Source organism: Flavobacterium laiguense (assembly GCF_003097655.1).
Lineage (GTDB): Bacteria > Bacteroidota > Bacteroidia > Flavobacteriales > Flavobacteriaceae > Flavobacterium > Flavobacterium laiguense.
Map to the genome: position 1 here is coordinate 1 of NZ_QCZH01000028.1, position 24,994 is coordinate 24,994.

The 24,994-nt window shown below is 34.9% G+C and carries 15 protein-coding genes; 10 read left to right on the forward strand and 5 right to left on the reverse strand.

Going from position 1 to position 24,994, the window contains the following annotated elements; all coding sequences use genetic code 11:
- Positions 1-594: 594 nt before the first annotated feature.
- From DB891_RS16090 to htpG, 4 genes are all read right to left on the reverse strand, one after another.
- Positions 595-1,410, reverse strand: a complete 816-nt coding sequence (locus DB891_RS16090) for a hypothetical protein (protein ID WP_116764606.1) — start codon at positions 1,408-1,410, stop codon at positions 595-597.
- A gap of 159 nt (positions 1,411-1,569) precedes the next feature.
- Positions 1,570-2,874: a hypothetical protein gene (locus tag DB891_RS16095; RefSeq protein WP_116764607.1), complete on the reverse strand. Its 1,305-nt coding sequence runs from the start codon at positions 2,872-2,874 to the stop codon at positions 1,570-1,572.
- A 359-nt stretch (positions 2,875-3,233) separates the two neighbouring features.
- Positions 3,234-4,430, reverse strand: a complete 1,197-nt coding sequence (locus tag DB891_RS16100) for a pYEATS domain-containing protein (RefSeq protein ID WP_116764608.1) — start codon at positions 4,428-4,430, stop codon at positions 3,234-3,236.
- Positions 4,431-4,674: 244 nt separating this feature from the next.
- Positions 4,675-6,576: a molecular chaperone HtpG gene (gene htpG / locus DB891_RS16105; protein WP_116764609.1), complete on the reverse strand. Its 1,902-nt coding sequence runs from the start codon at positions 6,574-6,576 to the stop codon at positions 4,675-4,677.
- 168 nt (positions 6,577-6,744) lie between these two features.
- Here htpG and DB891_RS16110 point away from each other — a divergent pair, with 168 nt between their 5' ends.
- The 3 genes from DB891_RS16110 (at position 6,745) to DB891_RS16120 (ending at position 9,029) form a co-directional block, all read left to right on the forward strand.
- Positions 6,745-7,257 (forward strand): lipocalin family protein, encoded by a 513-nt coding sequence (locus DB891_RS16110; RefSeq protein WP_116764610.1) that lies wholly within the window; start codon positions 6,745-6,747, stop codon positions 7,255-7,257.
- A 17-nt stretch (positions 7,258-7,274) separates the two neighbouring features.
- A complete protein-coding gene (locus tag DB891_RS16115; RefSeq protein WP_116764611.1) occupies positions 7,275-7,955 on the forward strand; it encodes an OmpA family protein in 681 nt (226 codons plus the stop codon).
- A gap of 129 nt (positions 7,956-8,084) precedes the next feature.
- Positions 8,085-9,029 carry an ABC transporter ATP-binding protein gene (locus DB891_RS16120; protein ID WP_116764612.1) on the forward strand — a complete coding sequence of 315 codons (945 nt, stop codon included), beginning with the start codon at positions 8,085-8,087 and terminating at the stop codon, positions 9,027-9,029.
- Positions 9,030-9,133: 104 nt separating this feature from the next.
- On the opposite strand, the gene DB891_RS16125 is transcribed toward DB891_RS16120, so the two are convergent.
- Positions 9,134-11,545: an alpha/beta hydrolase family protein gene (locus tag DB891_RS16125; protein WP_116764625.1), complete on the reverse strand. Its 2,412-nt coding sequence runs from the start codon at positions 11,543-11,545 to the stop codon at positions 9,134-9,136.
- Between the two features lie 298 nt (positions 11,546-11,843).
- On the opposite strand from DB891_RS16125, the gene DB891_RS16130 reads away from it, so the two are divergent.
- The 7 genes from DB891_RS16130 (at position 11,844) to DB891_RS16160 (ending at position 24,986) form a co-directional block, all read left to right on the forward strand.
- Positions 11,844-12,851, forward strand: a complete 1,008-nt coding sequence (locus DB891_RS16130; RefSeq protein ID WP_116764613.1) for a 3-oxoacyl-ACP synthase III family protein — start codon at positions 11,844-11,846, stop codon at positions 12,849-12,851.
- A gap of 252 nt (positions 12,852-13,103) precedes the next feature.
- Entirely contained in the window at positions 13,104-15,206 is a 2,103-nt protein-coding gene (locus DB891_RS16135) for a glycoside hydrolase family 97 protein (protein ID WP_116764614.1), read from the forward strand.
- Positions 15,207-15,224: 18 nt separating this feature from the next.
- Positions 15,225-16,193 carry a type I phosphomannose isomerase catalytic subunit gene (locus tag DB891_RS16140; protein WP_116764615.1) on the forward strand — a complete coding sequence of 323 codons (969 nt, stop codon included), beginning with the start codon at positions 15,225-15,227 and terminating at the stop codon, positions 16,191-16,193.
- A gap of 262 nt (positions 16,194-16,455) precedes the next feature.
- Entirely contained in the window at positions 16,456-17,466 is a 1,011-nt protein-coding gene (locus DB891_RS16145) for a LacI family DNA-binding transcriptional regulator (protein WP_116764616.1), read from the forward strand.
- A 327-nt stretch (positions 17,467-17,793) separates the two neighbouring features.
- Positions 17,794-20,883 carry a SusC/RagA family TonB-linked outer membrane protein gene (locus tag DB891_RS16150; protein WP_116764617.1) on the forward strand — a complete coding sequence of 1,030 codons (3,090 nt, stop codon included), beginning with the start codon at positions 17,794-17,796 and terminating at the stop codon, positions 20,881-20,883.
- Positions 20,884-20,899: 16 nt separating this feature from the next.
- Positions 20,900-22,408 carry a SusD/RagB family nutrient-binding outer membrane lipoprotein gene (locus tag DB891_RS16155; protein WP_116764626.1) on the forward strand — a complete coding sequence of 503 codons (1,509 nt, stop codon included), beginning with the start codon at positions 20,900-20,902 and terminating at the stop codon, positions 22,406-22,408.
- A 586-nt stretch (positions 22,409-22,994) separates the two neighbouring features.
- Positions 22,995-24,986, forward strand: a complete 1,992-nt coding sequence (locus DB891_RS16160) for a beta-mannosidase (protein WP_116764627.1) — start codon at positions 22,995-22,997, stop codon at positions 24,984-24,986.
- The last annotated feature ends 8 nt before the right edge of the window (positions 24,987-24,994 follow it).

The window sequence follows — 24,994 nt, forward strand, 5'->3', positions numbered from 1 at the left end:
AGTTATGTGGGAGAGTATGTCGTCGCCTTTCTTTTTAAAACCCCGTTTCTTACGAAACGGGGTTTTTTGTTTTTATACTGTTTGTAGGTTATCTGAAATGTAAATCTAGTTCTCGTTAATCAGGGAGTGTGAGATTCAAATAAATATAAATGATTTACCCCCTATTGTGTTATTTTGAGAGGATAATACTGTGTATTTGGCCAAAAATCTTGTTCTGAAAACGTTATTGCATGAGGGATGGGAATGGCATCCTTTTCTTTTCCTCCTTTAGGAAAAGAAAAGATATAATGGACAGCCCGACCCTTGGGGTCATGCCCAAATGATTATATAAATTTGTGCTAGAGACTGTGCCTCATTCCTCGTGGATGTAAGTTAGCTGGGTTGGATGTAATGAAGAGAATTTGTGGGGTTGCTTGAGTATAAACACTTCTACGTAATTTTTTGTAGTTACATTTATGAATTCAAACTAGTCCAACTTAATTTTTTTTAATCCAAATTACAATACTTATAATTGGCATTGTGTTGAAATTGCTTTATAAAAAAAGAGACTGTCTTGTCGGACAGTCTCTCTAAGTATTTTTAAATGAATTGTAATTACATTGTAATAGGAAACGTTATACCACCTTGTGTATAAGTAGCTTTGTTGTCGCAGTCACCATTTCCATAGTCGATTACGCCGTTTAAAAGTGTGCTTTCTACTTTTAATTTTCCTTTTGAAACATAATCACAAGAATGATTTTTAATTATTGACTCTACAACGGTTAAGGTTATTTTTGCGCCATTTTCTTTCGTAACTGTGTGAGTCCCTTCAGTCATTTCGTAAGTGTTGTCATTTAATAATAAGGGAGTTGAAACGCCTGCAGTTTGTTTAACGGTATGTGTTCCAGTGTTTAAATAGATTTCTCCTTTACTATCTGTAAATTTACCATCGGTTACAGTTCTTGTCCATTGTGGTATATCTGGGTTTATAGTTGTGTTTTTGTAAACTATTTTGCCTTCTACCATGTTTCCGTTTACGGAGTAGTTTATTCTTTCTACGGTCATTGTACTTCCAGTTACAGTAATGTAGTTAGAAAATGTAATTTTCAATTTTCCTTTTCTGGTGATACTGTTTGTAGTGCACCCATCTCCAAAATTCACATAAAAGGTTTTAGGAAAAGTTGTCGTTATTGGATCCATGGTAACTTCTGCACAAGAACCCGTTAATGATTTTCCAGTTTTTCTGGAGGTTAATTTTTCAAAAGAGACTTGAGTCCCAGTTTGGATGTCCAGTTCATTTACGACATCAATAGAGGCTGATGCTACTACAGGAGTTGTGTCAGATGCGGCGGCAACATCTTCTTTAGTACAGGAAACAACTGTTAAAGCTAGCATGCTAAATACTGGAAATAGAAATTTAATTTTTCTCATAAAAAATAGTTTTAGGTTTAAGTTTATTATTTGGGTGTGCTAATATAATTTTTTTTTCCAAAAAAAAGGATTTTGAGATGAAAATTATGCGGTATGTGCTTTAAATGTAGGTAAATATGGGTGTTATTTGATTTAGAAAATATTTTTAAACATTTAAAGCTATTTAGACGTTATGTCGGTTATGTTAGGGCCTCCAAAACCAAAATTCAAAGACAGTAGCGATATTAATGTTTCCGTTGTACTAAAAACAGGTTTAAATGAACTACCAATTTGGTAAGTTAAAGCGATCTGCTCGGTTAATCTGTAACTGAATGTTCCGATGTACTGAAAATCGGAAGTATTACTTTTTAGATATAAAGTGTTTCCCAGAGCGTCCATACCAGCTTTTACCAGTGAACTGCTCTCTCTTCCTGTAGCTTCAAATCCAAGTGAGAATTTCTTGAATTCGGTTGCTATGGCTAAACCATAATCGAAATTATTTTCAGCGACTTTTGAGTCTGGGAAATAATTGTCAAAATATTTAAGATTGTACCATTCATATCGTAATACAGCTGTTGCCATTAGAAAATTGATTTTATCTGAGAATTTATAGGACGGTGTTACCCATAGCGATTGTCTTGGAATTTCGGAACTCTTAAAATTATTATCTGGAAAATTTAAAAATAAGGCATAGGCCAAATCAATAGACAAGCCTTGTCTTAATTGTATGTATGATTTGAATTCTTCATAATTACCCATCATTTTATCCTCAATTAAATCTAAGAAGGAAATAAAAAAAGGATCAATGTTATTTACATCGAAGGGAAGTTTATCAACGGATGCGTAAATATTTTGGGTTATTTCTTCGGCATCTTTTCTCGAATTGTTTTGGAGTACTTTGGCAATTCTATCGATTAGGATTTCACGAATAGCATTGAGGTATTCTTTTTTAGTTTTGAGCGTGTTTTTTTGCCTAAAACTTTCAAGTTCGCTTACTATCTTTGAACCAATTCTTTGTTCATTGCTTAAAGTACTAATATAGCCTTGGAGTATTTTTTTATCCTTCTTATTTCCGAAAAATAGTGAAGTTCGATAGCCCAAGGACAAACTTTTAGTAAGAGTACTATCCTGTAATGGGAATTTTTGAGTAGAAGCCAATGAAAAGGAAGAGTTTCTGCAGATTTGATCCAAGTTTGCTTTGGGATAAAGATATTCTTCTAAACTGATCCCATGATCATTTGCCCAATAAGGCATGAATTCAAGGCCAAAATTATTAGGGATAATTCCATTGCCATCAGTGTCGCTAAAATTTGAAAAGACAGCAGCTTCCAGCGCTCGATACGATTTTGGTTGTAATATAGCACTTGGTTGCATGCCAAGAATTGTCGATGCGGGAGAAGTAGGCGTTGTAAGTGCATCCAGTTTTTTTTGAGCATTGATTGATCCAAAGCATGAAAAAGTGATCAATAGAATCCAGTTTTTCATTTATTAGAAAATTCAATGGTTAAAATTACATAAGGGCGATCTGTTTCTATTTTTGGATTGGTATGTCTTACAAGTAGTTTTTTGTTGATGTAATATTCAATTGTAATAGTATCTTCTTGAGGTATGGGATTTGCTATATCCGAAATGCAAATGTTTTTTTCACTCGTTAGAAATTGTATTTTGTCTAATTCGCAATTTCAGAATCGTTATCACCTGGTATGTTTATTACGGTATGTCCTATATTTCCATCGGATATAAATTGGATTTCTTCATTAATTTCGGCTTAGTAGGATGTTTTGTCGTAACGATAAATTTTTCTCATTTATTTATTCTAAGCTTGTTTTTTTAAAATTATGTGATTAATGTTTTTTGAAGTGATAAGAAACATCTGGTAATTCAGCTAAATTAAGTTCTAATTCGGTTGTGCCTTTGTCTACAAATGCGCCAATAGTAAACGATTCGTAGGAATACAACTCAAGTTCGGCACATTGGTTTTCTACTCTTACAAGACGAGTTGGAGGATCTCCAAAAGTATTATGTAATGCAAAAAGAACCAAATCGGACGAATCCAAAGGATTGTTGTCTGGATTTGTGGAGATAACTTTTAGTTTAATTTTATATAAACCTTTGGTTTCTTCAATGACAGTAGCTGTTAATTGTCTTTCATTATTGATGGCATGTTGGCCCCATTGTCCATTTTGAGGATCACTATCATTAAAGGTTAGTCCTTTTTGAAGTTTTAATTTTGCGTCAGACATCATCTTATTAACATACAATTCAATGGTTTTTTTGTCGTCATTCACATCTTTAGAATGCATCATTTTTTGAACTGCGGACTTAATATTAGTTTGAATAATTTCGGGTTCATTAATCTTTTTTATCAGTGCTTTAGTAATCTGTTCTTTATCTTTTACAATGCTTTCTATCTGATTTATTTTTAAGTCTTTTTGATTGCACTCTTCTTTTAACTTAAGTGCTTTTTCTTTTTCTTCTTCAAGCGCCTTGCGTATTATACGGTCATCGGCTTTTTTATATTTATTGGACAATACTAAGCGCATATAATTATAGCCTATATACAGTCCTAAAAAACCGAAATAAATGACGATGGTTATGGTGTAAATGTTTAATAATTCGCCTTTGTATTTTGTGGATATGCTCACATATTCTCCTAAATTAATGAAGTAACCCGGAATTTCTTTTAGATTGATTAATGCAAGTCCGACTATTATTTTTGTTAGCCAGTCTGATATTTCGACCAAACTATTATTGAATGCATAATCATTTTTTGTACGGCTTTGATTGTTCCTTTTGGGCATGCCAAATAATGTACCTGTAAAAAAGCTGGCTATAAATGAGGCTAAAGCCAATAACAGTCCAATAAATATTATACGACCCCCTATTTCAGGAATAAATATTGGATAGCCAACTACAGGTACCAATCCTAAAAACAATCCCATATATAGGGTAAGAGTAATGGATGTTTCGGCTTCTTTAGCTATTACTTTTGCCTCTTCGATTTCTTTTTGGTTTCCAACTTGATCATTGTCGTTTTGCATAGGTACAAAGGTTTAAGTGTTTATTTTTTTAGTTTTAACCTTAACGTGCGTCTTCTCCCTTTTCTGTATTGTAATAGATTCTAAAGTTAGGAAAAAAATTAACATAAAATACTGATGTAAATACTTGTTTTTTGAATAGGGAGGTTGGGTTTTAAAAACAAAAAAAGCCTGCAAGTTGTTACTCGCAGGCTTTAGTAGTTAACTTTTTCAGTGCTTTAAAAACTGAAAAATCGTATTCTCATTTTTATTTTATCAAATCAAAACTTCTTTTTACAAAAGCGGTTAAAGCTTCTCCTTTTAATAAGTTTTGAGATAATTTGGCCAAATCCAAAGCTTGTTTTACTAAGCTTTCTTGAGCCGATTTGTCTTTATGGTTTAATATGCTTGTAGCCAAATCAGAGTTGGTGTTGACAACCAAATTGTACATTTCAGGCATATTTCCCATTCCGAACATTCCACCCCCACCAGACTGACTCATTTCTTTCATTCTACGCATAAATTCTGGTTGCGTAATGATAAATGGAGCTGCTTCGCTATCCAAAGCCTCTAGCTGTACAGTATAAGTTTGTTTTGGTACAATAGTTTCTAGAACCGTTTTTAAACTTTCTTTTTCGTCTTCCGATAATTTAGAAATTGTAGATTCTTCTTTTTTGATTAAATTATCAATATGGTCTGAATCGACGCGTACAAAATGCATTCCGCTATTATCACCCTCAATTTTTTGAATTAAATGTGAGATAATTGGAGAATCCAAAAGTAAAACTTCGTATCCTTTGTCTTTTGCTATTTCGATATAAGAGTGTTGCGCCTCTTTATTTCCAGCATATAAAACAACTAGTTTTCCGTCTTTGTCCGTTTGTTTTTCTTTTAGGTTTTCTTTTAATTCTTCTAGGGTGAAGTATTTGTCATCTACTGTAGGGTACAAAACAAAAGCTCCTGCTTTTTCGTAGAATTTATCCTCAGAAAGCATTCCGTATTCCAGAACGATTTTAATGTCATTCCATTTTTGCTCAAAATCTTCTCTGTTTTCATTGAATAAAGATTTTAATTTATCGGCAACTTTACGAGTGATATAGTTCGATATTTTCTTTACCGCACCATCAGCCTGTAATCCCGAACGAGAAACATTCAAAGGAATATCCGGAGAATCAACAACACCACGAAGCATCATTAAAAATTCAGGCACAATTCCTTCAACATTGTCCGTTACATAAACTTGGTTTTGGAACAATTGAATTTTGTCTTTCTGAATTTGCATGTCAGAACCCAATTTTGGGAAATACAAAATACCAGTTAGATTAAATGGATAATCGACATTCAAATGGATATGAAACAATGGTTCTTCAAACTGCATTGGATACATTTCACGGTAGAAATCCTTGTAATCTGCATCCGATAATTCTGTTGGTTGTTTGGTCCAAGCTGGATTTGGATTATTGATGATATTGTCAACTTCTACTTCTGTAAAAGTATTTTCTTTGTCTTCAGATTCAACAAATTCACCTTTCTTTTGTTCTATTTTTTCTTTTTTTGTTCCAAATTTAATTGGAATAGGCATGAACTTATTGTATTTATTCAATAAGCCTGAAATTTTAAATTCTTCCAAAAATTCAAGAGAATCTTCGGCTACATGTAAAATAATTTCAGTTCCTCTAGTAGTTTTATCAGCTGGCTCTAGTGTAAACTCAGGGCTTCCGTCGCAAGTCCAGTGTGCTGCTGGTTCATCTTTGTATGATTTGGTGATAATTTCCACTTTTTCGGCAACCATAAAAGCAGAGTAAAAACCAAGACCAAAATGACCTATAATTCCTGAATCTTTGGCTGAATCTTTGTATTTATCCAGAAATTCTTCTGCTCCAGAAAAAGCTACCTGATTGATGTATTTTTCTACTTCATCAGCGGTCATTCCTAATCCTTGATCAATGATGTGGATTTTTTTTCCTTCTTTGTCAATTTTAACTTCAATAATTGGTGTACCATATTCAACGTTGGCTTCACCAATACTGGTAAGGTGTTTTAGTTTTAAAGTTGCATCGGTTCCGTTTGAAATCAATTCACGCAAGAAAATTTCGTGATCACTGTATAAGAATTTCTTGATTAGAGGAAAGATGTTTTCAACGGAAACATTAATTTTACCTGTTGTCATGTTTTATATGTATTAATGGTTTTACAATCGGATAAATTAACTTTCAAATAGGATACCAATTGCTATAGAAGTGACAAATTGTCGTAAGTAAATTATATAAAGAAAAAAATAATTTTGAATCAATTTGATATGTACCTTTGTAGCTACATTAATTTAAAATTGAAAAACATGAGAAAAATTCTATTGATATGCACTATGGCCATTTTGGTTTTTGCATGTAAATCAGCGCCTGTAGTAGCGGCTTCACCAGAACCAGTTTCTAATGCTCCAATGACCAAATTAGATAAGACCTCTCAAGTTGGAATGAAAGGAAATTGGCAAATTACCAATGTTACCTATCCAGGTTCTGACTACATTAAAGTAAATTCTTTTAATCTTGCCGATTCAAAATGTTTTGTAGGAAGTACATGGAAATTTATTTCAAACAATAATAAAGGAACTATGACTTTGAACAGTTCTAGTTGTACTGCTTTTACATCTGAAATTACATGGTATGTGAATAAAGAAGGTCAGTTTGTTTTGAAAATACTAGACGAAGGATTAAAATCTAAAAAAGTAAAAACAGGTTTTGTTCTTGGGGTTAAAAATCAATCGGAGAATGAGTTTCAGTTGATTGATAAAATTAATGTTGGAGGTAAAGATACAGATGTTGTTTACCAGTTTCAAAGAGCTACAAATTAACATATAATAAGATAAAGATGAAAAAAATAGCGATTTTAGGATTAAGTAGTTTATTGGTATTGAGTTTTCTTTTTACGGGTTGTGATTCTGTAAAAAACGCCAATAATACCCAAAAAGGTTTGGGAATTGGAGCGATTGCAGGTGGAGTTATCGGAGGGATTATAGGTGCAAATACAGGACATGCCGCAGCTGGTGCAGCTATTGGAGCAGCTATTGGTGGTGGAACAGGAGCCCTTATCGGGAATAGTATGGATAAGCAAGCAAGAGAAATTGATCAAGCACTTCCCGGGGCGGATGTAGAAAGAGTAGGAGAAGGAATTCGTTTGGTCTTAAAAGAGGATGCTGTTCGTTTCGATGTGAATAAATCAACTTTGACGGCTCAGGCTAAAACTAACTTAGACAAATTAGTACCAGTGTTTAATTCTTATGCGGACACTAATATTGAAATTTTTGGATATACAGACAATACTGGGAAACCAGAATACAACTTAACGCTTTCTCAAAAAAGAGCCGAATCGGTAAAAGCCTATTTAATTTCAAAAGGATTAGTGGCTAGCCGTTTCAAAACATCCGGTTTTGGGATTGCAGATCCAATTGCTACGAATGACACTCCAGACGGAAGAAGTCAAAACCGTCGTGTAGAATTTGCTATTACTGCAAATGAAAAAATGATTGAAGAAGCCAAAAAGAAACAATAAGGATTGATCTTCTTGTTAAAAAAAACTGCTTCAAAATGAAGCAGTTTTTTTTTGGATATAAATGAATTATCAACATAATTTTTTTAGTAAAGGAACTATATTTGTTCTCTCAAATTTTAATGTCATAGAATGCTTCAAGTTCAAAATATTTCATTCGGTTATACCGAAAAAATCATTATTCAAAATGTTGATTTCACAGTTGCCAAAGGGCAAAATATAGCCATACTTGGAGAAAGTGGCTGTGGGAAAAGCACGCTCTTAAAGCTTATTTATGGCATGTATGATTTAGGTCAAGGACGTATTTTTTATAATGAAACGGAGATTCGTGGCCCTAAATACAATTTGATTCCAGGAGTGCCGTTTATGAAATATTTGGCACAAGATTTTGATTTGATGCCTTATGAAACTGTTGCCGAAAACGTAGGTAAGTTTCTTTCGAATGGGTTTTTACCCTTGAAAAAACTTCGCATCCAAGAATTACTGGAAATGGTTGAAATGACTGAGTTTGCCAACGTAAAAGCTAAATTATTGAGTGGAGGTCAACAACAACGGGTAGCATTGGCCAGAGTTTTGGCTTTGGAACCTGAAGTTTTATTGCTCGATGAACCTTTTAGTCATATTGATAATTTTAGAAAGAATGCCTTGCGTAGAAACCTTTTTGCTTATTTAAAGAAAAAGGGAATTACTTGTTTTATCGCAACACATGATAGTACAGATGCACTTTCATTTTCGGATGAAACTATAGTTTTACATCAAGGAAGGATTATAGAAAAAGGACCATCGGCAGAGGTGTATAGTTATCCTTTGAATAAATATGTAGCCTCTCTTTTTGGAGAAGTAAATGAATTGAAATTGTCACAATTGATGACAATAGAAGGAGAGGACGAGATTATTTTATTGTATCCTCATCAATTAAAAATAGACACAAACGGTTCTCTAAAAGCAATAGTAAAACAATCTTTTTTTAAGGGTAGCCGTTATTTGATAAAAGCTGCTTTTGACAGGAAAGCTATTTTCTTTGAGCATGAAACTGCCTTGGAGTTAAATCAAGAAGTGGTGTTGAAGATTTCTTAGGGAGATTTAAAATCTAAAAGGATATAGCAGTAGTTATTTATATCAAAAAGAGACAGTTTTTTAGGCTGTCTCTTTTTTTGTTAATTAAAATAGGGATTCCCGTTTTAGTTTTTCAAATGTTTTTCCAAGAATTGGTCTTGTTCCCAAAGTAAATGCAAGATATTTTCTTTGGCTACATAACCGTGAGATTCTTTAGGCAGTATTACCATTCTAACTGGAGCTCCCAATCCTTTTAAAGCTTGGAAATAGCGTTCTGTTTGTAAAGTAAAAGTACCAGGATTGTTATCGGCTTCACCATGAACTAAAAGTAATGGTGTTTTCATTTTATCCGCATTCATAAAAGGCGACATTGTATTGTATACACTTGGAACTTCCCAGTAATTGCGTTGCTCACTTTGAAAACCAAACGGTGTTAATGTTCTATTGTAGGCACCGCTTCTGGCAATACCACAGGCAAATAGATTAGAGTGTGTCAATAAATTAGATGTCATAAAGGCACCATAAGAATGTCCTCCAATAGCCACTTTTTTGGTGTTGATATATCCCAAAGCATTTACAGCATTTATTGCAGCTTCGGCATCATCTACCAATTGTGTGATAAAATTGTCATTAGGTTCTGTGGTTCCTTCTCCAATTATAGGAAACGAAGCGTCATCAAGAACAGCATATCCTTTGGTTACCCAATATACAAAAGAACCATAGTAAGGAAATGTAAATTCATTCGGGTTTTGATTACTTTGTCCAGCGCTACTTTTATCTTTGTATTCCGCTGGATAGGCCCAAATTAATAATGGTAATTTTTCTTTTTTTACCTTGTCATAACCTTCAGGTAAATAAAGAGTTCCAGATAATTCTACTCCATCTTTTCGTTTGTATTTGATTACTTCTTTACTAACGTTTTTGATGCTTTCAAATGGATTTTCGAAAGTAGTTATCGGAGTTAAACTGTTTTTTTGTTTAATGTTTCTAAAATAATAATTGGGATATTCATTTTTTGATTGAATCTGAACCAATACTTTTCCTTTTTTAAAATCTTCAATTTCTAATAAATCTTCTTTTTTATCTTTGTAAGGTGAAGTATATAAGCGTTTTGATTGTAATGTTTTTAGATTGAATTCATCGATAAATGGAAATTGGCCATCTTTGGTAAATCCTTCTCCAATAAGGAAAGCATTATTATTCTCTATAGCCAATACATGTTTGTTGTACTGATTTTTTTTGGTTTCAAAAACACCTGGATCAGCATAAATATCTTGTGAATTTCTATCCGAAATTATTTTTGGTCTTTGGTTTGAATCGGATGGATTTATCAAGTAAGTTTTGGTATTTCGAGTGTCGTACCATTCATCTGAAACAACGGCAATAGTTTCATTTCCCCAAGTGATGTCACCAAAGCGTTGTGGAGTTTTTACCATTGAAGTTGGGTTTGCTGTAAAAGGTGCTTCCCACAGGAAAATTTCGTCTCTAAAATCCACTTTATTTGCTGGATCACCTTCGTCCAAAGCCACTACATAAGCTAATGTAGCGGGTTTGTCATTTCTCCAGCTTATTTCTCTTTTTCCTTTGCGAACAGCCATGAATCCTTTCGGCATAATTTCATTTAGCGGCAATTCATTTACTGTTTTTATTTCAATACCATTTTTGTCATAAACGACCGTTTTTGAAGGAAAACGATTTAGAGGGACAATGTATGAAAATGGTTTTTGGATGGTAGTTAGCATTAAAAAGTTTCCGTCAGGCGAAATTCTCTCTCCTGCAAACATAGCTGCATTCTTTAATAAAGTTGCTTTTCCGTCTAGGGTTATTTTATACAACTCAGACGTAATGATGTTTTCAAAATTGATTTCATCATTTTTGTTTTTCAGCATATCGGCATAGGTTCTGTTTTGTGATTTTGCCCCCTCCGAATTAGAGGTGATTGGTCCCGTTGGCAAATCTTTTTTAGAATCTAATAAGGCAGCTCTGTTTTTAGGCAACATTTTTACCAAAATAGTTTCATTATCATTGAACCAGCTAAATGGTGTTCCAAGATTTGCATTTAGGGTTGCTTCGGTTAATTTTGTTGCTTTTGCGGAAGCTACATCCAAAACCCATAATTCAACTCCTGTAGTAATGGTGTTAGAAAATAGTATTTTTTTATCGTTTGGCGACCATACTATATTACTGATGCGGGAATTGGTTGGCAAACCGCTAACCTGTATTTCGTTTTTGTCAGCAACTTTTCTTAGTTTGATATTGTTAATATATGTTACCGTACTCGAAATATTGGTTATTGGGTTAATTCGCAAACCTCCCAAACGCAATTCTTCCTGATTTAAATCGTCTAATGTTTTATAGGTAGCTCTATAGCTTAAAAGCATGTATTCTTTTTTAGTATCTAAAGACACAGAAGGAGCCTTTTGATAATCAGCCAGATCTAAAATCGATTTGGAGGGTTTTTGATAGTTTAGGTTTTCTTGTGCTATGGCAGATAAACCCATGCATAGAAATGCGATTAAGGATACTCTTATTTTCATAAATTTAAATTGTTGTTGATTAATAACAAGTAGTGTGGCCATAAGTCGTAATAATTCAATTTTGTTACATTTGGCAAAAAGGTGTTTTTTAATATAATGCCTAGCCCTGATGGAAACGGCATCCTTTTTTTTCTTTTTTCTAGAAAAAAAAGATACAGTGTCCCGATAGCTATCGGGGGCAGGAAAAAGCACCAAAAAACTAATAATTTGGATATTGCTAAAAAAAGAGTAATTTGTCATCGAATATTTTAAAAGATATTTAAATTTGCAACCTTCATTTTAACAATATAATAAAAGTATGTACCATTCAAAAATAACGGGATTGGGATATTATGTCCCAGATAATGTAGTGACTAATGATGATTTGTCTAAAATCATTGATACGAATGACGAATGGATTCAAGAAAGAACAGGAATTCAGGAAAGACGACACATCATCCGTGGGGAAGATACGACCACCTTAATGGGAGTGAAAGCTGCCAGAATTGCTATGGAGCGCTCGGGTGTTGCTCCAGAAGATATTGATTTTGTAGTTTTTGCAACACTAAGTCCTGATTACTATTTTCCTGGACCAGGGGTTTTGGTACAACGAGATTTAGGTTTAAGAACCGTTGGGGCATTAGACGTAAGAAATCAATGTTCCGGTTTTGTTTATGCGCTTTCTGTAGCCGATCAATATATTAAAACAGGAATGTACAAGAATATTTTGGTAATTGGTTCCGAAGTTCAATCTACAGGATTGGATATGACTTCACGTGGACGTGGAGTTTCGGTAATTTTTGGAGATGGAGCAGGGGCGGCAATCTTAAGTAGAGAAGAAGACTTGTCTAAAGGTATTCTGTCTACCCATTTGCATTCTGAAGGGGTTCACGCTGAAGAATTAGTCGTAAAAGCGCCAGGAATGGGAGGTCGTTGGGTAACCGATATTATTGCTGACAATGATCCAAACGACGAAAGTTATTTTCCTTATATGAATGGACAATTTGTGTTTAAAAATGCAGTAGTTCGTTTTGCCGAGGTGATTAATGAAGGGCTCGAAGCCAATAATTTGCAAGTTTCGGATATTGACATGTTGATTCCGCATCAAGCCAATTTGAGAATTTCTCAGTTTATACAAAAGAAATTTGGATTGAGTGATGATCAAGTATTTAACAACATACAGAAATACGGAAATACAACTGCAGCATCTATTCCGATTGCTTTGACTGAAGCTTGGGAAAAAGGGAAAATAAAATCAGGAGATACCGTAGTTTTAGCTGCTTTTGGAAGTGGATTTACCTGGGCAAGTGCTATTATAAAATGGTAAATTTTTTTAGTTGCATTATTTCAAAAACAAACCCCGAAGTGACATGCTTCGGGGTTTGCTTTTTTATATATAAATGAGGATAAATGCTTCAATGGTTTACTTGTGTCAAGTTTGGGGAATAATGGTAAATAGTTGATTTATAAAACTGTTTTTTAAAAATAAGTGCAAGTATTTTGTTAATAGTAAAGCGGTATGACATTTTTTAATATATTTGCTAAATCGATTTAGTAATTATTGTAACTCTCTTTAAACATGAAAAACACTTTTTTTGTTTGCTTATTTATTTTAACTTTCAATGCTTCTGTCCATGCTCAAGTATTGAAATCACCCGATGGGAATTTGATTTTGGAATTTAACTTGAATGAAGCAGGGACACCGATTTACTCTTTACAATATAAACAAAAAACGGCGCTTAAAGAAAGTAAAATGGGTTTCGTTTTGAAGTCGGATATTTTGCTGAATAAAGATTTTAAACTTACCAATACCCAGTTTCAATCAGAAAATAATACTTGGCGACCTGTATTGGGGGAGCAAAAGGAAATAAGAAATCAGTACAATGAAATGAAGGTAGATCTCTTGCAAGACAAGAGTGAAAGGAAAATCACGATCTGTTTCCGTTTATTTGATGACGGGTTGGGATTTCGATATGAATTTCCGGTACAGGAGAATCTTCGCCATTTTATTGTTCAGGAAGAAACGAGTGAGTTTAATTTAGCAGGAGATCATAAAGCTTTTTGGCTGCCGGGAGATTATGATTCTAATGAATATAAATATACCACATCTAGAATTTCAGAAATACAAACCTTGATGTTGGATGCTTTAAATGAATCTTTGGCAGCTCAATCCCCTATAAAAAATGTAGCGGTGCAAACACCTTTGATGATGAAAACGAGTGAGGGACTTTATATCAATATTCATGAAGCGGCCCTAACAAATTATCCTGCTATGTTTCTAAATGTAGATAGTAAAACATTTGCACTGAGTTCCCATCTAACTCCAGATGCAGTAGGCAATAAAGGATATATACAGACCGGAAGCCACACCCCTTGGCGTACCATTGTGGTGAGTGATGATGCTCGCGCTATCTTGGCTTCAAAATTAATATTGAACCTCAATGATCCTTGTCAATTTGAAGATACGTCTTGGATTAAACCTGTAAAATACATAGGAGTTTGGTGGGAGTATTTCATTGGTCGGGGTTCTACTTGGGCCTATTCTGATGATCAGGATGTAGTAATTGGGCCTACCGATTTTTCTAAATTAAAACCAAACGGAACTCACGGTGCCAATACAAAGCATGTAAAAGAATATATGGATTTTGCCGCAGCAAACGGTTTTGATGCCGTGCTGGTAGAAGGTTGGAATGAAGGCTGGGAAGATAATACCGCTTTTAAGAAGGAGCGTATTTATAGTTTTACAAAATCATATCCCGATTTTGATGTCAAAGAATTAAGTATGTATGCCGCCCATAAAGGAGTTAAAATAATTATGCATCATGAGACCACTTCATCAACAGTGGAATATGAAAGACAATTAAAAGATGCCTTTCAGTTTATGGTTGATAACCATTATACTGCGGTGAAAACGGGATATGTAGGGCCAATTATTCCAAGAGGAGAGCATCATGATGGACAGGCAATGGTCAATCATTATAGTTATGTGGCGCGTGAGGCAGCCAAATATAAAATTATGGTAGATTCTCATGAAGCGGTACGGCCTACAGGGTTAAATCGTACCTATCCCAATTGGTTTGCACAGGAATCGGCTCGGGGAACAGAATTCGAATCTTTTGGAGGTAATAATCCGGATCACACTACGATTCTGCCTTTTGCACGTTTGATGGGAGGTCCTATGGATTATACCCCCGGGATTTTTCAAGGAGATTTGTCGGTGTATGGATCAAAGAAGAATAAGTTGAGTTCAACACTAGTGAAACAGTTGGCGCTTTATGTAACGATGTACAGCCCGCTGCAAATGGCGGCCGATTTACCCGAAAACTATATGCGTTTTGTGGATGCTTTTCAATTTATAAAAGACGTCGCATTAGATTGGGATGACACTTATATTCTTGAAGCCGAACCAGGGGATTACATTACTATAGCTCGAAAAACTAAAGAGAAGCAAGAATGGTTTGTGGGCGGAATCACAGATGAAAACCCACGAATTGCAACGATTGATTTTAGCTTTTTGCCTAAAGGAAAGTCATATGTGGCAACCATTTACGAAGATGGAAAAGATGCCGATTATCAAACCAACCCGCAATCCTATGCCATTCGGAAAATGGTTGTAAACCGTAAAACCAAATTAAAACAACAATTGGCAGCGGGCGGTGGAGTAGCTATTTCAATACAATAATTTTAAAACAAAATAAAAATGAGCGTAAAATTTTATCCCTTACAATTTGAGCCTATTCTAAAAGAAAGAATATGGGGCGGAGAAAAACTGAAAACGATTCTCAATAAACCAATTACATCAAAAATTACGGGAGAGAGCTGGGAATTATCAACAGTAGAAGGAGATGTAAGTAGTATTGTCAATGGTATATTTGAAGGTAAATCTTTAACAGAAATTATCAATGAATACCCTAATGAAATTTTGGGTACCGAAGTTTATAAAAGATTTGGCAAACAATTCCCTTTGCTTTTCAAATATTTAGACGCTCGTGAAGACCTATCCATACAAGTACATCCTAATGATGAGTTGGCCAAAAAGCGACATAATTCTTTTGGTAAAACCGAAATGTGGTATATCATGCAAGCCGATGCCGATGCGAAAATAATTGTTGGATTTAAAGAAAAATCGAATGCTGATGATTATTTAAAAAACCTCAAAAACGACACGTTGCTTTCTATTCTTGATGAAGTACCCGTGAAATCAGGCGATGTTTTTTTTCTGGAAACAGGTACTGTCCATGCTATAGGCGCAGGGCTTGTGGTGGCGGAGATTCAGCAAACTTCGGACATTACATATCGTATTTATGATTTTGACAGGAAAGATTCGCAAGGGAATACTAGAGAATTGCATGTTGATTTGGCTCTGGAAGCGATTAATTACAATAAAGTTGATACTTATAAGGAATATGACACGGTATTAAATCAATCGAATGGCATAGTTGATTGTCTTTATTTTACCACTAATTTTATTCCACTGGACGGAAAAGTTGCGGTCCATAAAACAGGAGAAACATTTACGGTTTATATGTGTGTGGAAGGCGCTTTTGATATAGAATATGGCAATACAAGCCATCGATATAAAAAAGGGGATACTGTTTTAATTCCGGCTGCAATACAATCGTTTGTTTTACAGGGTTCGGCTTCGCTATTGGAGGTGTTTATTTCCTAGAAGATTTTATACAGTCATAATTGAGGTTACATTCATGTATTTTGTAGTTAAAATAGCATAAATGATAATTTTTATTTGTGTTTACGGAGGAAGTGAAGCATGGAATAATCATTAAAATCTATATTCTATTAGATTTAGTCCTGTTTATTAACGTTAAAATAATGATTTATTTAAAATAAATTTTACTAAAACGATTTTGTAACTATTTTTAATTATATTTGTGATATAATTAATAACTGTTTTAGATAAAATTAACGCCTGAATGAAAAAGATAACGATAAAAGATATTGCAAATGAAGCTGGAGTTTCGATCTCTACGGTATCTTTTGTTATTAATGACAAAGGCGAGAAAATGGGTATTAGTGCCGTAGTGATTAAAAAAGTACAAGATATTGCCGAAAAGCTGCATTATAGACCCAGTATGATTGCCAGTAGTCTTAGAACTGGAAAAACAAGATCTATTGGGCTTATAGTAGAGGATATTTCCAATCAATTTTTCTCTGATCTTGCCAGAATAATTGAAGATGAAGCAAAAAGAATAGGGTACAGGGTTTTTTATTGCAGTACCGGTAATGACGATGAGCGATCTGAAGAATTAATACAAAGTCTTCTTCAGGCCAATGTGGATGGTTTTATTATTACTCCAACAAATAAACTGGAAAAAAGCATAGAAAGGCTGCTAACATTAAAAAAACCAGTAGTATTGGTGGATAGGTATTTTCCAGGGCAAAATGTGAGTCATGTAGTGATGGATAATTATGAAGGGGCCTATTCAGCTACAAAATTCCTGATTGAAAAAGGATGTAGCAATATTGCTCTAGTGAATAATACAGTTGGAATGATACAGATGCAGTTAAGGGAAGATGGCTATAAAGATGCATTAAATGAGCATAAGAAATATAATGAATCACTTATTTTACGTTTGGATTTTGAGAGTAGTGAAGAACGCAGAATATCAGATATAGTTGATTTTTTTCAAAAGAATCCAGCTATTGATGCGGTGCTGTTTTTAGCAAATTACATGGGACTTGCAGGGCTTCAGGCCTTTCGTAAAATGGGTTTAAGAATACCGGAAGACCTATCGGTTATTAGTTTTGATGACCATGATAGTTTTCGATTGCACTCCCCAACCATTACCGTTGTTGCGCAGCCGATAAAAGAAATTGCAGAAGAAACAATTAAGTTGCTCATGGATCAAATGACAAATGAAGAGTCTTTTGTGATTGATAAAATCCTTGAAAAAGGGAAACTGGTTATTAGAGGATCAGTATAATTTGAATGTTGTAGTAGGGTGTTTTTTTTGAAAACTTGATTTTGAAAACGAGTTTTTTTAATGCTTTATTATGGAAAATGTTGGCTACAAATATGGAGCCTGTTTTTTTTTATTTTTTGCTAAAACGATTTAGTTGATTTGACAATAGAGAATATTTTTTTTGTTTTTCTAGCTAAAACGATTTACTAAAAAATCATTAATCCTTTATAAGTTAAAAATAGATCGAGTGATTTATGAAGGGTTATATTGAAATTGAATTCTTTTTTTTATTAATATTTTTTTAACAAACCAACCAAAAACAAATTAACAAACAAAAAACAATTGCTTATGAAACGAATTATAGCAGTGTTAGGACTGGTAATGCTTAGCTGCATAGGAGCAGCGGCTCAAAACCGATCCATAACAGGGGTAGTCGCAGGTGCAGAAAATAAGGGCATCGCCGCTGCAAACATAAAGGTAAAAGGGGTATCTGTTAGTACGATATCGGATTCGGAAGGACACTTTTCAATGTCAGTTCCGGTGGGAAAAGTTACGCTGACAGTGTCTTCTATTGGGTTTATTTCAAAATCGGTAGAAGTTGATGCGAATGAAAATAATATTACTGTTTTGCTAGCTATTGGCACAACAGAGTTAAAGGATGTAGTGGTTACCTCATTTGGGGTAAAGAAACAGAAGAAAGCATTAGGGTATGCTGTTGGTGAGGTAAAAGGAGATGATTTAACCAAAACCAAAGAGGTAAACTTAGCGAACGCATTGCAAGGAAGAGTTGCGGGTGTAAATGTTTCTGCGCCGGCTACTGGGCCATCAGGCTCCAGCCGTGTGATTATTCGTGGGGCTACTTCAGCTTCTGGATCGAACCAGCCTCTGTATGTGGTAGACGGTGTTCCGATTGACAATACGCAGCAAGGAAATGTCGGTTTGTATGGCGGGGCGGATAAAGGAGACGGTATGTCTTCTTTCAATCCAGATGATATCGCCTCTATGTCGGTACTAAAAGGTAGTGCTGCCTCTGCGCTGTATGGTTATAGAGGTTCTAATGGGGTAATCTTGATTACCACCAAAAAAGGGAAATCAGGTACAGGAATCGGTGTTGATTTCAGTACAAGTGTTGTCGCCAGTACAGCCATAAATAATCTGAAATGGCAGGATCAGTATGGAATAGGCGCGCCTGATGCGGGTATTCCTGCAAGAGAAACCACTTTAGAGAATATTAGGGATGCTTTTTATTTCACTTGGGGAGATAAATATGATGGTTCTTCAATAGTCGGTGTAGACGGTCAGCAACACATTTATTCAGCTAATGGAAATGATAATGCCAAGAATTTCTATCAAACAGGGGTAAACTTTACCAACACTTTGGCCGTTTCCGGTGGAAACGAAACTTCTAATTTTAGAGTGTCTTTTGGAAATACTAAAAATGAGTCTATCTTGCCTGGAACAACTTTTAACAGAAATAACGTAGCTTTTAATTTTTCGGCTACTCCAAACTCAAAAGTAAGTGTAGAAGCAAATGCTCAATATATTTCTGAAAAATCTCACAACAGACCTTACTTGAATGATGGCCCTAGAAATGCGGCCTATGTAGTTACTTTTTTGAGCCCGCAAACAGACATCAGATGGATGAAGAATCCATATGATGATAATGGAGGAGAGGCTGATTACCTGGGAGGGAATGTTTATAACACAGTTCCGTCTTTTGCTACATCCGAAGATTTGAATGATGATCTTAGAAAGCGTTTTATAGGTTCCACTAATCTTACTTATAATATTACTGATAAATTTTATGCCAAAGCAGTAATAGGTATTGATGACATCAGTTATGAATTTCAAGAAGTTGAACCAACAGGAATTGCTTATAATCCAAATGGATCCATCGAAAACAGAATTGAAGACCGCACAGAGTTAAACACTTCTGCTTTCTTGGGGTATAAAGGAAACATAATAGAAGACCTTACATTAGATGCTTTTGTTGGAGCAAACCGTCAACATAACAGATTTAGCGGAATAAAAGCGAGGGGAAATGGTTTTATTGTACCGTTTGAATATTTTTATGGAAATACAACACCTGACAGAACTGAAAAATTGTTTTCAGAAAGCGAAGTAAACTCCGTTTTTTATTCGGCAGATTTAGGATACAAAAATTACTTGTTCTTAGGTTTAACAGGTCGTGAAGATTGGTTCTCAACCTTAGATCCATCAAATAATAGTACTTTTTATCCATCTGTGAGTTCAAGTTTTGTTTACTCCGAAGTTATAGATTTACCAGAATGGATGTCTTATGGTAAGTTTAGGGCAGGTTGGGGTAACGTTGGGGGAGCATTGCCGGATGCTTATGCTTTAAATCTGTCTTATACTACTCCTAATGGACAAACAGACGCTCTGGGACAACCAATTTTGGGAATTAAAGGAGAGACTATTCCAAATAGCAAGTTGAAACCTTATAATGTGAGTACTATTGAATTTGGTTTTGAAAACACATTTTTCAATGACAGACTTAGCACCGACTTGACTTTTTACAGTAAAAGAACCACCAATGATATCACTGATGCAGATGTTTCTGTAGCTTCTGGTTACAAAACCACAAAAATTAATGTGGGTGAAATATTGAATCAAGGGGTGGAGTTTGCCATAAATGCAAAAGCTGTAAAAACGGATAATTTCACTTGGAATATAGGATATAACATTGGTTACAATGATAGTGAAGTAGTTAGCCTGGCAGATGGAATAACCACTAAGACATTAGACGGGAACAGAGATGGTAGAGCTACTGTAGCTTTAGAAGTAGGACAGCCTTTTGGAGTTATCAAAGCGTATGATTATTTGAGAGACAAAAATGGTAATATTGTTCTTGATGCCAATGGAGTATTTGTTAGGGGAGATTTAATAATAGCTGGACAAGGTGTGGCTCCAGTGGCAATGGGATTTACTAACGATTTTAAATATAAAGCGTTTACACTTTCGGCTCTTATAGATGCTAAATTTGGAGGAGAAATTTATTCTGCCACAAATCAGTTGGGAACACGTTGGGGTCTAACCGAAAAGACATTAGATGGTCGTGAAGGAGGAATTCATGTTACAGGGACTGATGTTAACGGGAATAGTGTAGATAAACAAGTTCCGGCTTATAATTATTGGAGAGGTTATAGCAATATATCATCAAACTTTGTATATGACGCTGATTTTGTCAAATTGAGAGCAGTTTCCTTAAGTTATGCTTTCCCAAAAGCGTTAATAGAGAAAACAGGATTTCAAGCAATCAACTTAGCATTGTCTGCCCATAATTTATGGACGTTATATAGTGCAACGCCAAATATAGATCCAGAGTCAAACTATTCTAATAGTAATGCTCAAGGTCTTGAGAGAGCGACTTTGCCTTTGACTAGGAATTATGGTCTAACTCTTAATGTTAAATTCTAATAATAAAAATTCAAAGATGAAAAATCAATTTATAAAATTATTTTCTATCGCAATTGTTAGTGCAATAACATTAACTTCATGCGAAAACGGATTCGAAGAAATGAACACGGATCCAAATGCTCTAACAACTCCATCACCTAAATCAATGTTTACGCTGGCAGAGGTGTATATGGACGGGCAAGACTATTCTAATACTCGGGCCAATAACATATACGCAGCTCAAATTGTACAGCAATTTTCTTCAATAGGAGGAGCTGGTTCAGTATACTCCTATGATGGAGGGTATTCTGGGTCTCTTTTTGGAGAATCGTATGGTAAGGGATTGAGTCAAATTTATCAGTTACTATCGGTTTTACCAAATACGGCTGAAAATTCTAATATGATTCAGGCTTGTAGAATAATGAAGGTATTTATGTTTCAAAAATTGACCGATACTTATGGTGAGGTACCTTATTTTGAGGCAGGTAAAGGGTATAATGGAAATATTTTCTCTCCAAAATACGACACCCAACAAGCCATCTACAATGATCTTTTGAAAGAGTTGGACGAGGCAGGTGACGCATTAGATGCCAGCAAGCCTTTTGTGGGCAATGCCGATTTGTTTTATCAAAGCGATGTTGCAAAATGGAAAAAAATGGCCAATTCATTGATGTTAAGAGTGGCTATGCGTTTGTCTAAAGTAGATGCTGCCAAATCTAAACTATATGTAGAAAAAGCTTTCGCTAAAGGAGTATTTACTTCTAATGCTGAAAGTTTAGTTCTGAAACATGATGCTAGTCCACAGGGTGTTAAAACAAATCCAATTACTTCTACTTGGGTAATAAATGATTTGCAAAATGGGGAAGGAAGTGTTAAATTTAGCAAAACGTTTATTGATTTGTTGAAAAATAACAATGACCCTCGTTTAAGAATTTATGCCAAATTGGAAGCGACAAAAGACAACAATCCCGCCAATCAACAAGGGCTTGCCAATGATGCAAAAGAGATCCCAGGCGGTGATATAAAACTTTTCTCTGATCCTAACACTTCAACCGTGTTACGCACAGATGCCCCTACCTTAATCATGTCTTATGCTGAGGTTCAATTCTTTCTTGCCGAGGCAGTCGTAAAAGGTTGGAATGTTACCGGAACCGCTCAACAACATTATGAAGATGGGGTGAAAGCCGCAATGGAGATACTGACAATATTTGGAGACAAAGTCCCTGCAGTTACTACTGCCGAGTATAATGCTTATATAGCAACTCCTGGTATCGCTTTTGATGCTCCCAATGCTTTAAAGCAAATTGGAACTCAAAAATGGATTGTTCTCTTGTTTAATGGGATTGAAGCTTTCTCTGAGTATAGAAGAACAGGGTTTCCAGTTTTAGTGCCAGTTAATGCTCCTGCTGGGGTAACTAACGGAACTATTCCTAGGAGATTGGTTTACGATCAATCGGAGCTTTTCACAAATGGCGCCAATTATAAGGAAGCGATACAACGTCAAGGTTTAGATTTAATGACAACTAGAGTTTGGTGGGATAAATAAGTTTGGGTTAGCTTAATATAAGTCGGGTAGGTTGTTCCTCCCGACTTACTATTAAGTTTTCAGTTTTGTATTTTTATTTAAAATAAGGGATAAATAAGAGTTGTTATTTTTTAAGGTTTGGTTTATTGCTTTTATCGCCTCTTTTTTCGCAACAGACATTTTTTTTGCTGTCTGCTGAAAAAAATGGAGTTATCTTCAGTAAGCCATTAGAAGAATATACTTAATTTGACATCTTTAATTATAAGTGTTTTCGTAGTAATGCAAAGCTGATTTTGGGTTGTTTTATAAAGATTTATAAATTAATCCAACAAGTTATAGGCTATAAGGCTTTTATGATTTAAGAGCATATAAAACAGCTCAGGTAGAAAAGCATAAAAGGTATAAAGCGTGGAATAAGCTTGGCAGATGGAAAAAGGAGATAGTTTTTGAATATTTTTGTTAGTTATTCTGGAATGTAACCCTGAAAAGAGAAGGAATTAATTGTGCTGCAAGAACAATCCTTCTCTCGCTGCCAACTGTTAAAGCACTTTTGTTTATTCTAGGAAAATATAAATACACCGTAATAATGTTAGTAAACTCAGTAACAATGAAATATAAAAAACACTTATATTGGTTTTTCTACATTTGTCTTGCAAATTTTTCATTTGTGGTCAGTGCCCAAAATATTGATATTCAAAAAGGGTGGCAATACAGAGAAGCGGGTGCTTTAAAGTGGTATTCTGCCACTGTTCCAGGAGAAGTGCATACCGATTTGTTAAATAATAAATTAATATCAGACCCTTTTTACCGTGATAATGAGAAAAAATCACAGTGGATAGAAAAAAAAAATTGGGAATATAAAACTACTTTTTTGGTAACTCCTGCTACGATAAAGAAAGTATATGCAGAACTCGTTTTTGATGGATTAGATACCTATGCAACGGTGTACTTGAATAATCAGTTAGTTTTAAAAGCCGATAATATGTTTCGTCAATGGCGAGTAGACGTAAAAAAAATAATAAAATCAGGCAAGAATGATTTAGTAGTTGTGTTTCAATCGGCACAAAATGTAGTTGATTCGCTGGCCAAAAAGGATTTGCCTTTTGTAATTCCTGACAATCCTCGTGCGTATGTGCGTAAAGCGCAGTACCATTTTGGTTGGGATTGGGGACCTAAATTGACCACTTGCGGCATATGGAAATCGGTCCGGTTAGAAACATTCAACAAAAAAGAAGTCGAAAAAGTATATAAAGTACCTCACCAATACGAATTGGTTCAAGATGCTGATACTGTAGGTAAATCATTTTATTTTAAAATTGATGGTAAGCCCGTGTATATGAAAGGAGCCAATTATATTCCATCCGATGCATTTCTTTCAAGGGTGACCAATGCAGAATACGATAAAGTGATTGCTACCGCTAAAGATGCCAATATGAATATGCTTCGAGTTTGGGGTGGTGGAATTTACGAGAGTGATTATTTCTATGATTTATGTGATAAAAACGGAATTTATGTTTGGCAGGATTTTATGTTTGCTGGAACGATGGTGCCAGGAGATAAAGCTTTTTTTGACAATGTAAAAGAAGAAGTTAAATACCAAGTAAAGCGTTTGCGTCATCATCCTTCGATTGTGGTTTGGTGTGGAAACAATGAAATCGATGAAGCTTTTAAAAATTGGGGATGGCAAAAAACATTCAAAATGAATCAAAAGGATTCTATCCGTTTGTGGAATGATTACAAACGATTGTTTCAGGACAGTATTCCAAAATGGGTAAAGGAAGTAGATCCGAATCGTCCTTACGTAAGCAGCTCTCCATTGCTTGGGTGGGGGAAACCGGCGAGTATTACCGAAGGTGACAGCCACTATTGGGGAACTTGGTGGGGACTGGAAGATGTTGAAGTTACCCTAAATAAAACGGGTCGTTTTGTGAGCGAATATGGAATGCAGGCGATGCCAAATTATGCTACCACCGAGAAAATAACTATTGAAGAGGATCGTCATTTGTATTCGGATGTATTGAAAGCACACCAAAAAGCGGGTAAAGGTTTTAATAAACTGAATTCCTATTTGCAACGCTATTTCAAAGATACTACTAATGTTAAAACGTGGTCAGTCAAAGATTATACCTATCTCACACAGTGTTTGCAATATTATTCTTTTAAAAATATAATAGGAATTCACCGATCCAAAGCACCTTACAATATGGGAACCATTTTGTGGCAACTCAATGATTGTTGGCCTGTTGCGAGCTGGAGTATTACAGATTATTACAACCGTCAGCCAAAAGCGGCTTGGTATGCCGTGAAAGAAGCCTATAGAGATGATGTGAAACCGGTAATTGATTTGACTCGACCAATAAATTTGAAGTTAGAAAACCCACAAATTACTTTCATCGTTAATGGGAACAAAATAGTTCTTAAAGCCAATAAAGAGGCTAAATATGTTTGGATAGATATCAAAGGGTACACTGGAAGATTAAGCGACAATTATTTTGATTTGAAAGCTGGAGAACAAAAGACGATTAGTATCGAAAGTCCAATTTCAAAACCAATTATAACAATTACTTCTTTGTATGATGTTTTGAAAAGAAATAAATAAATCTTAAG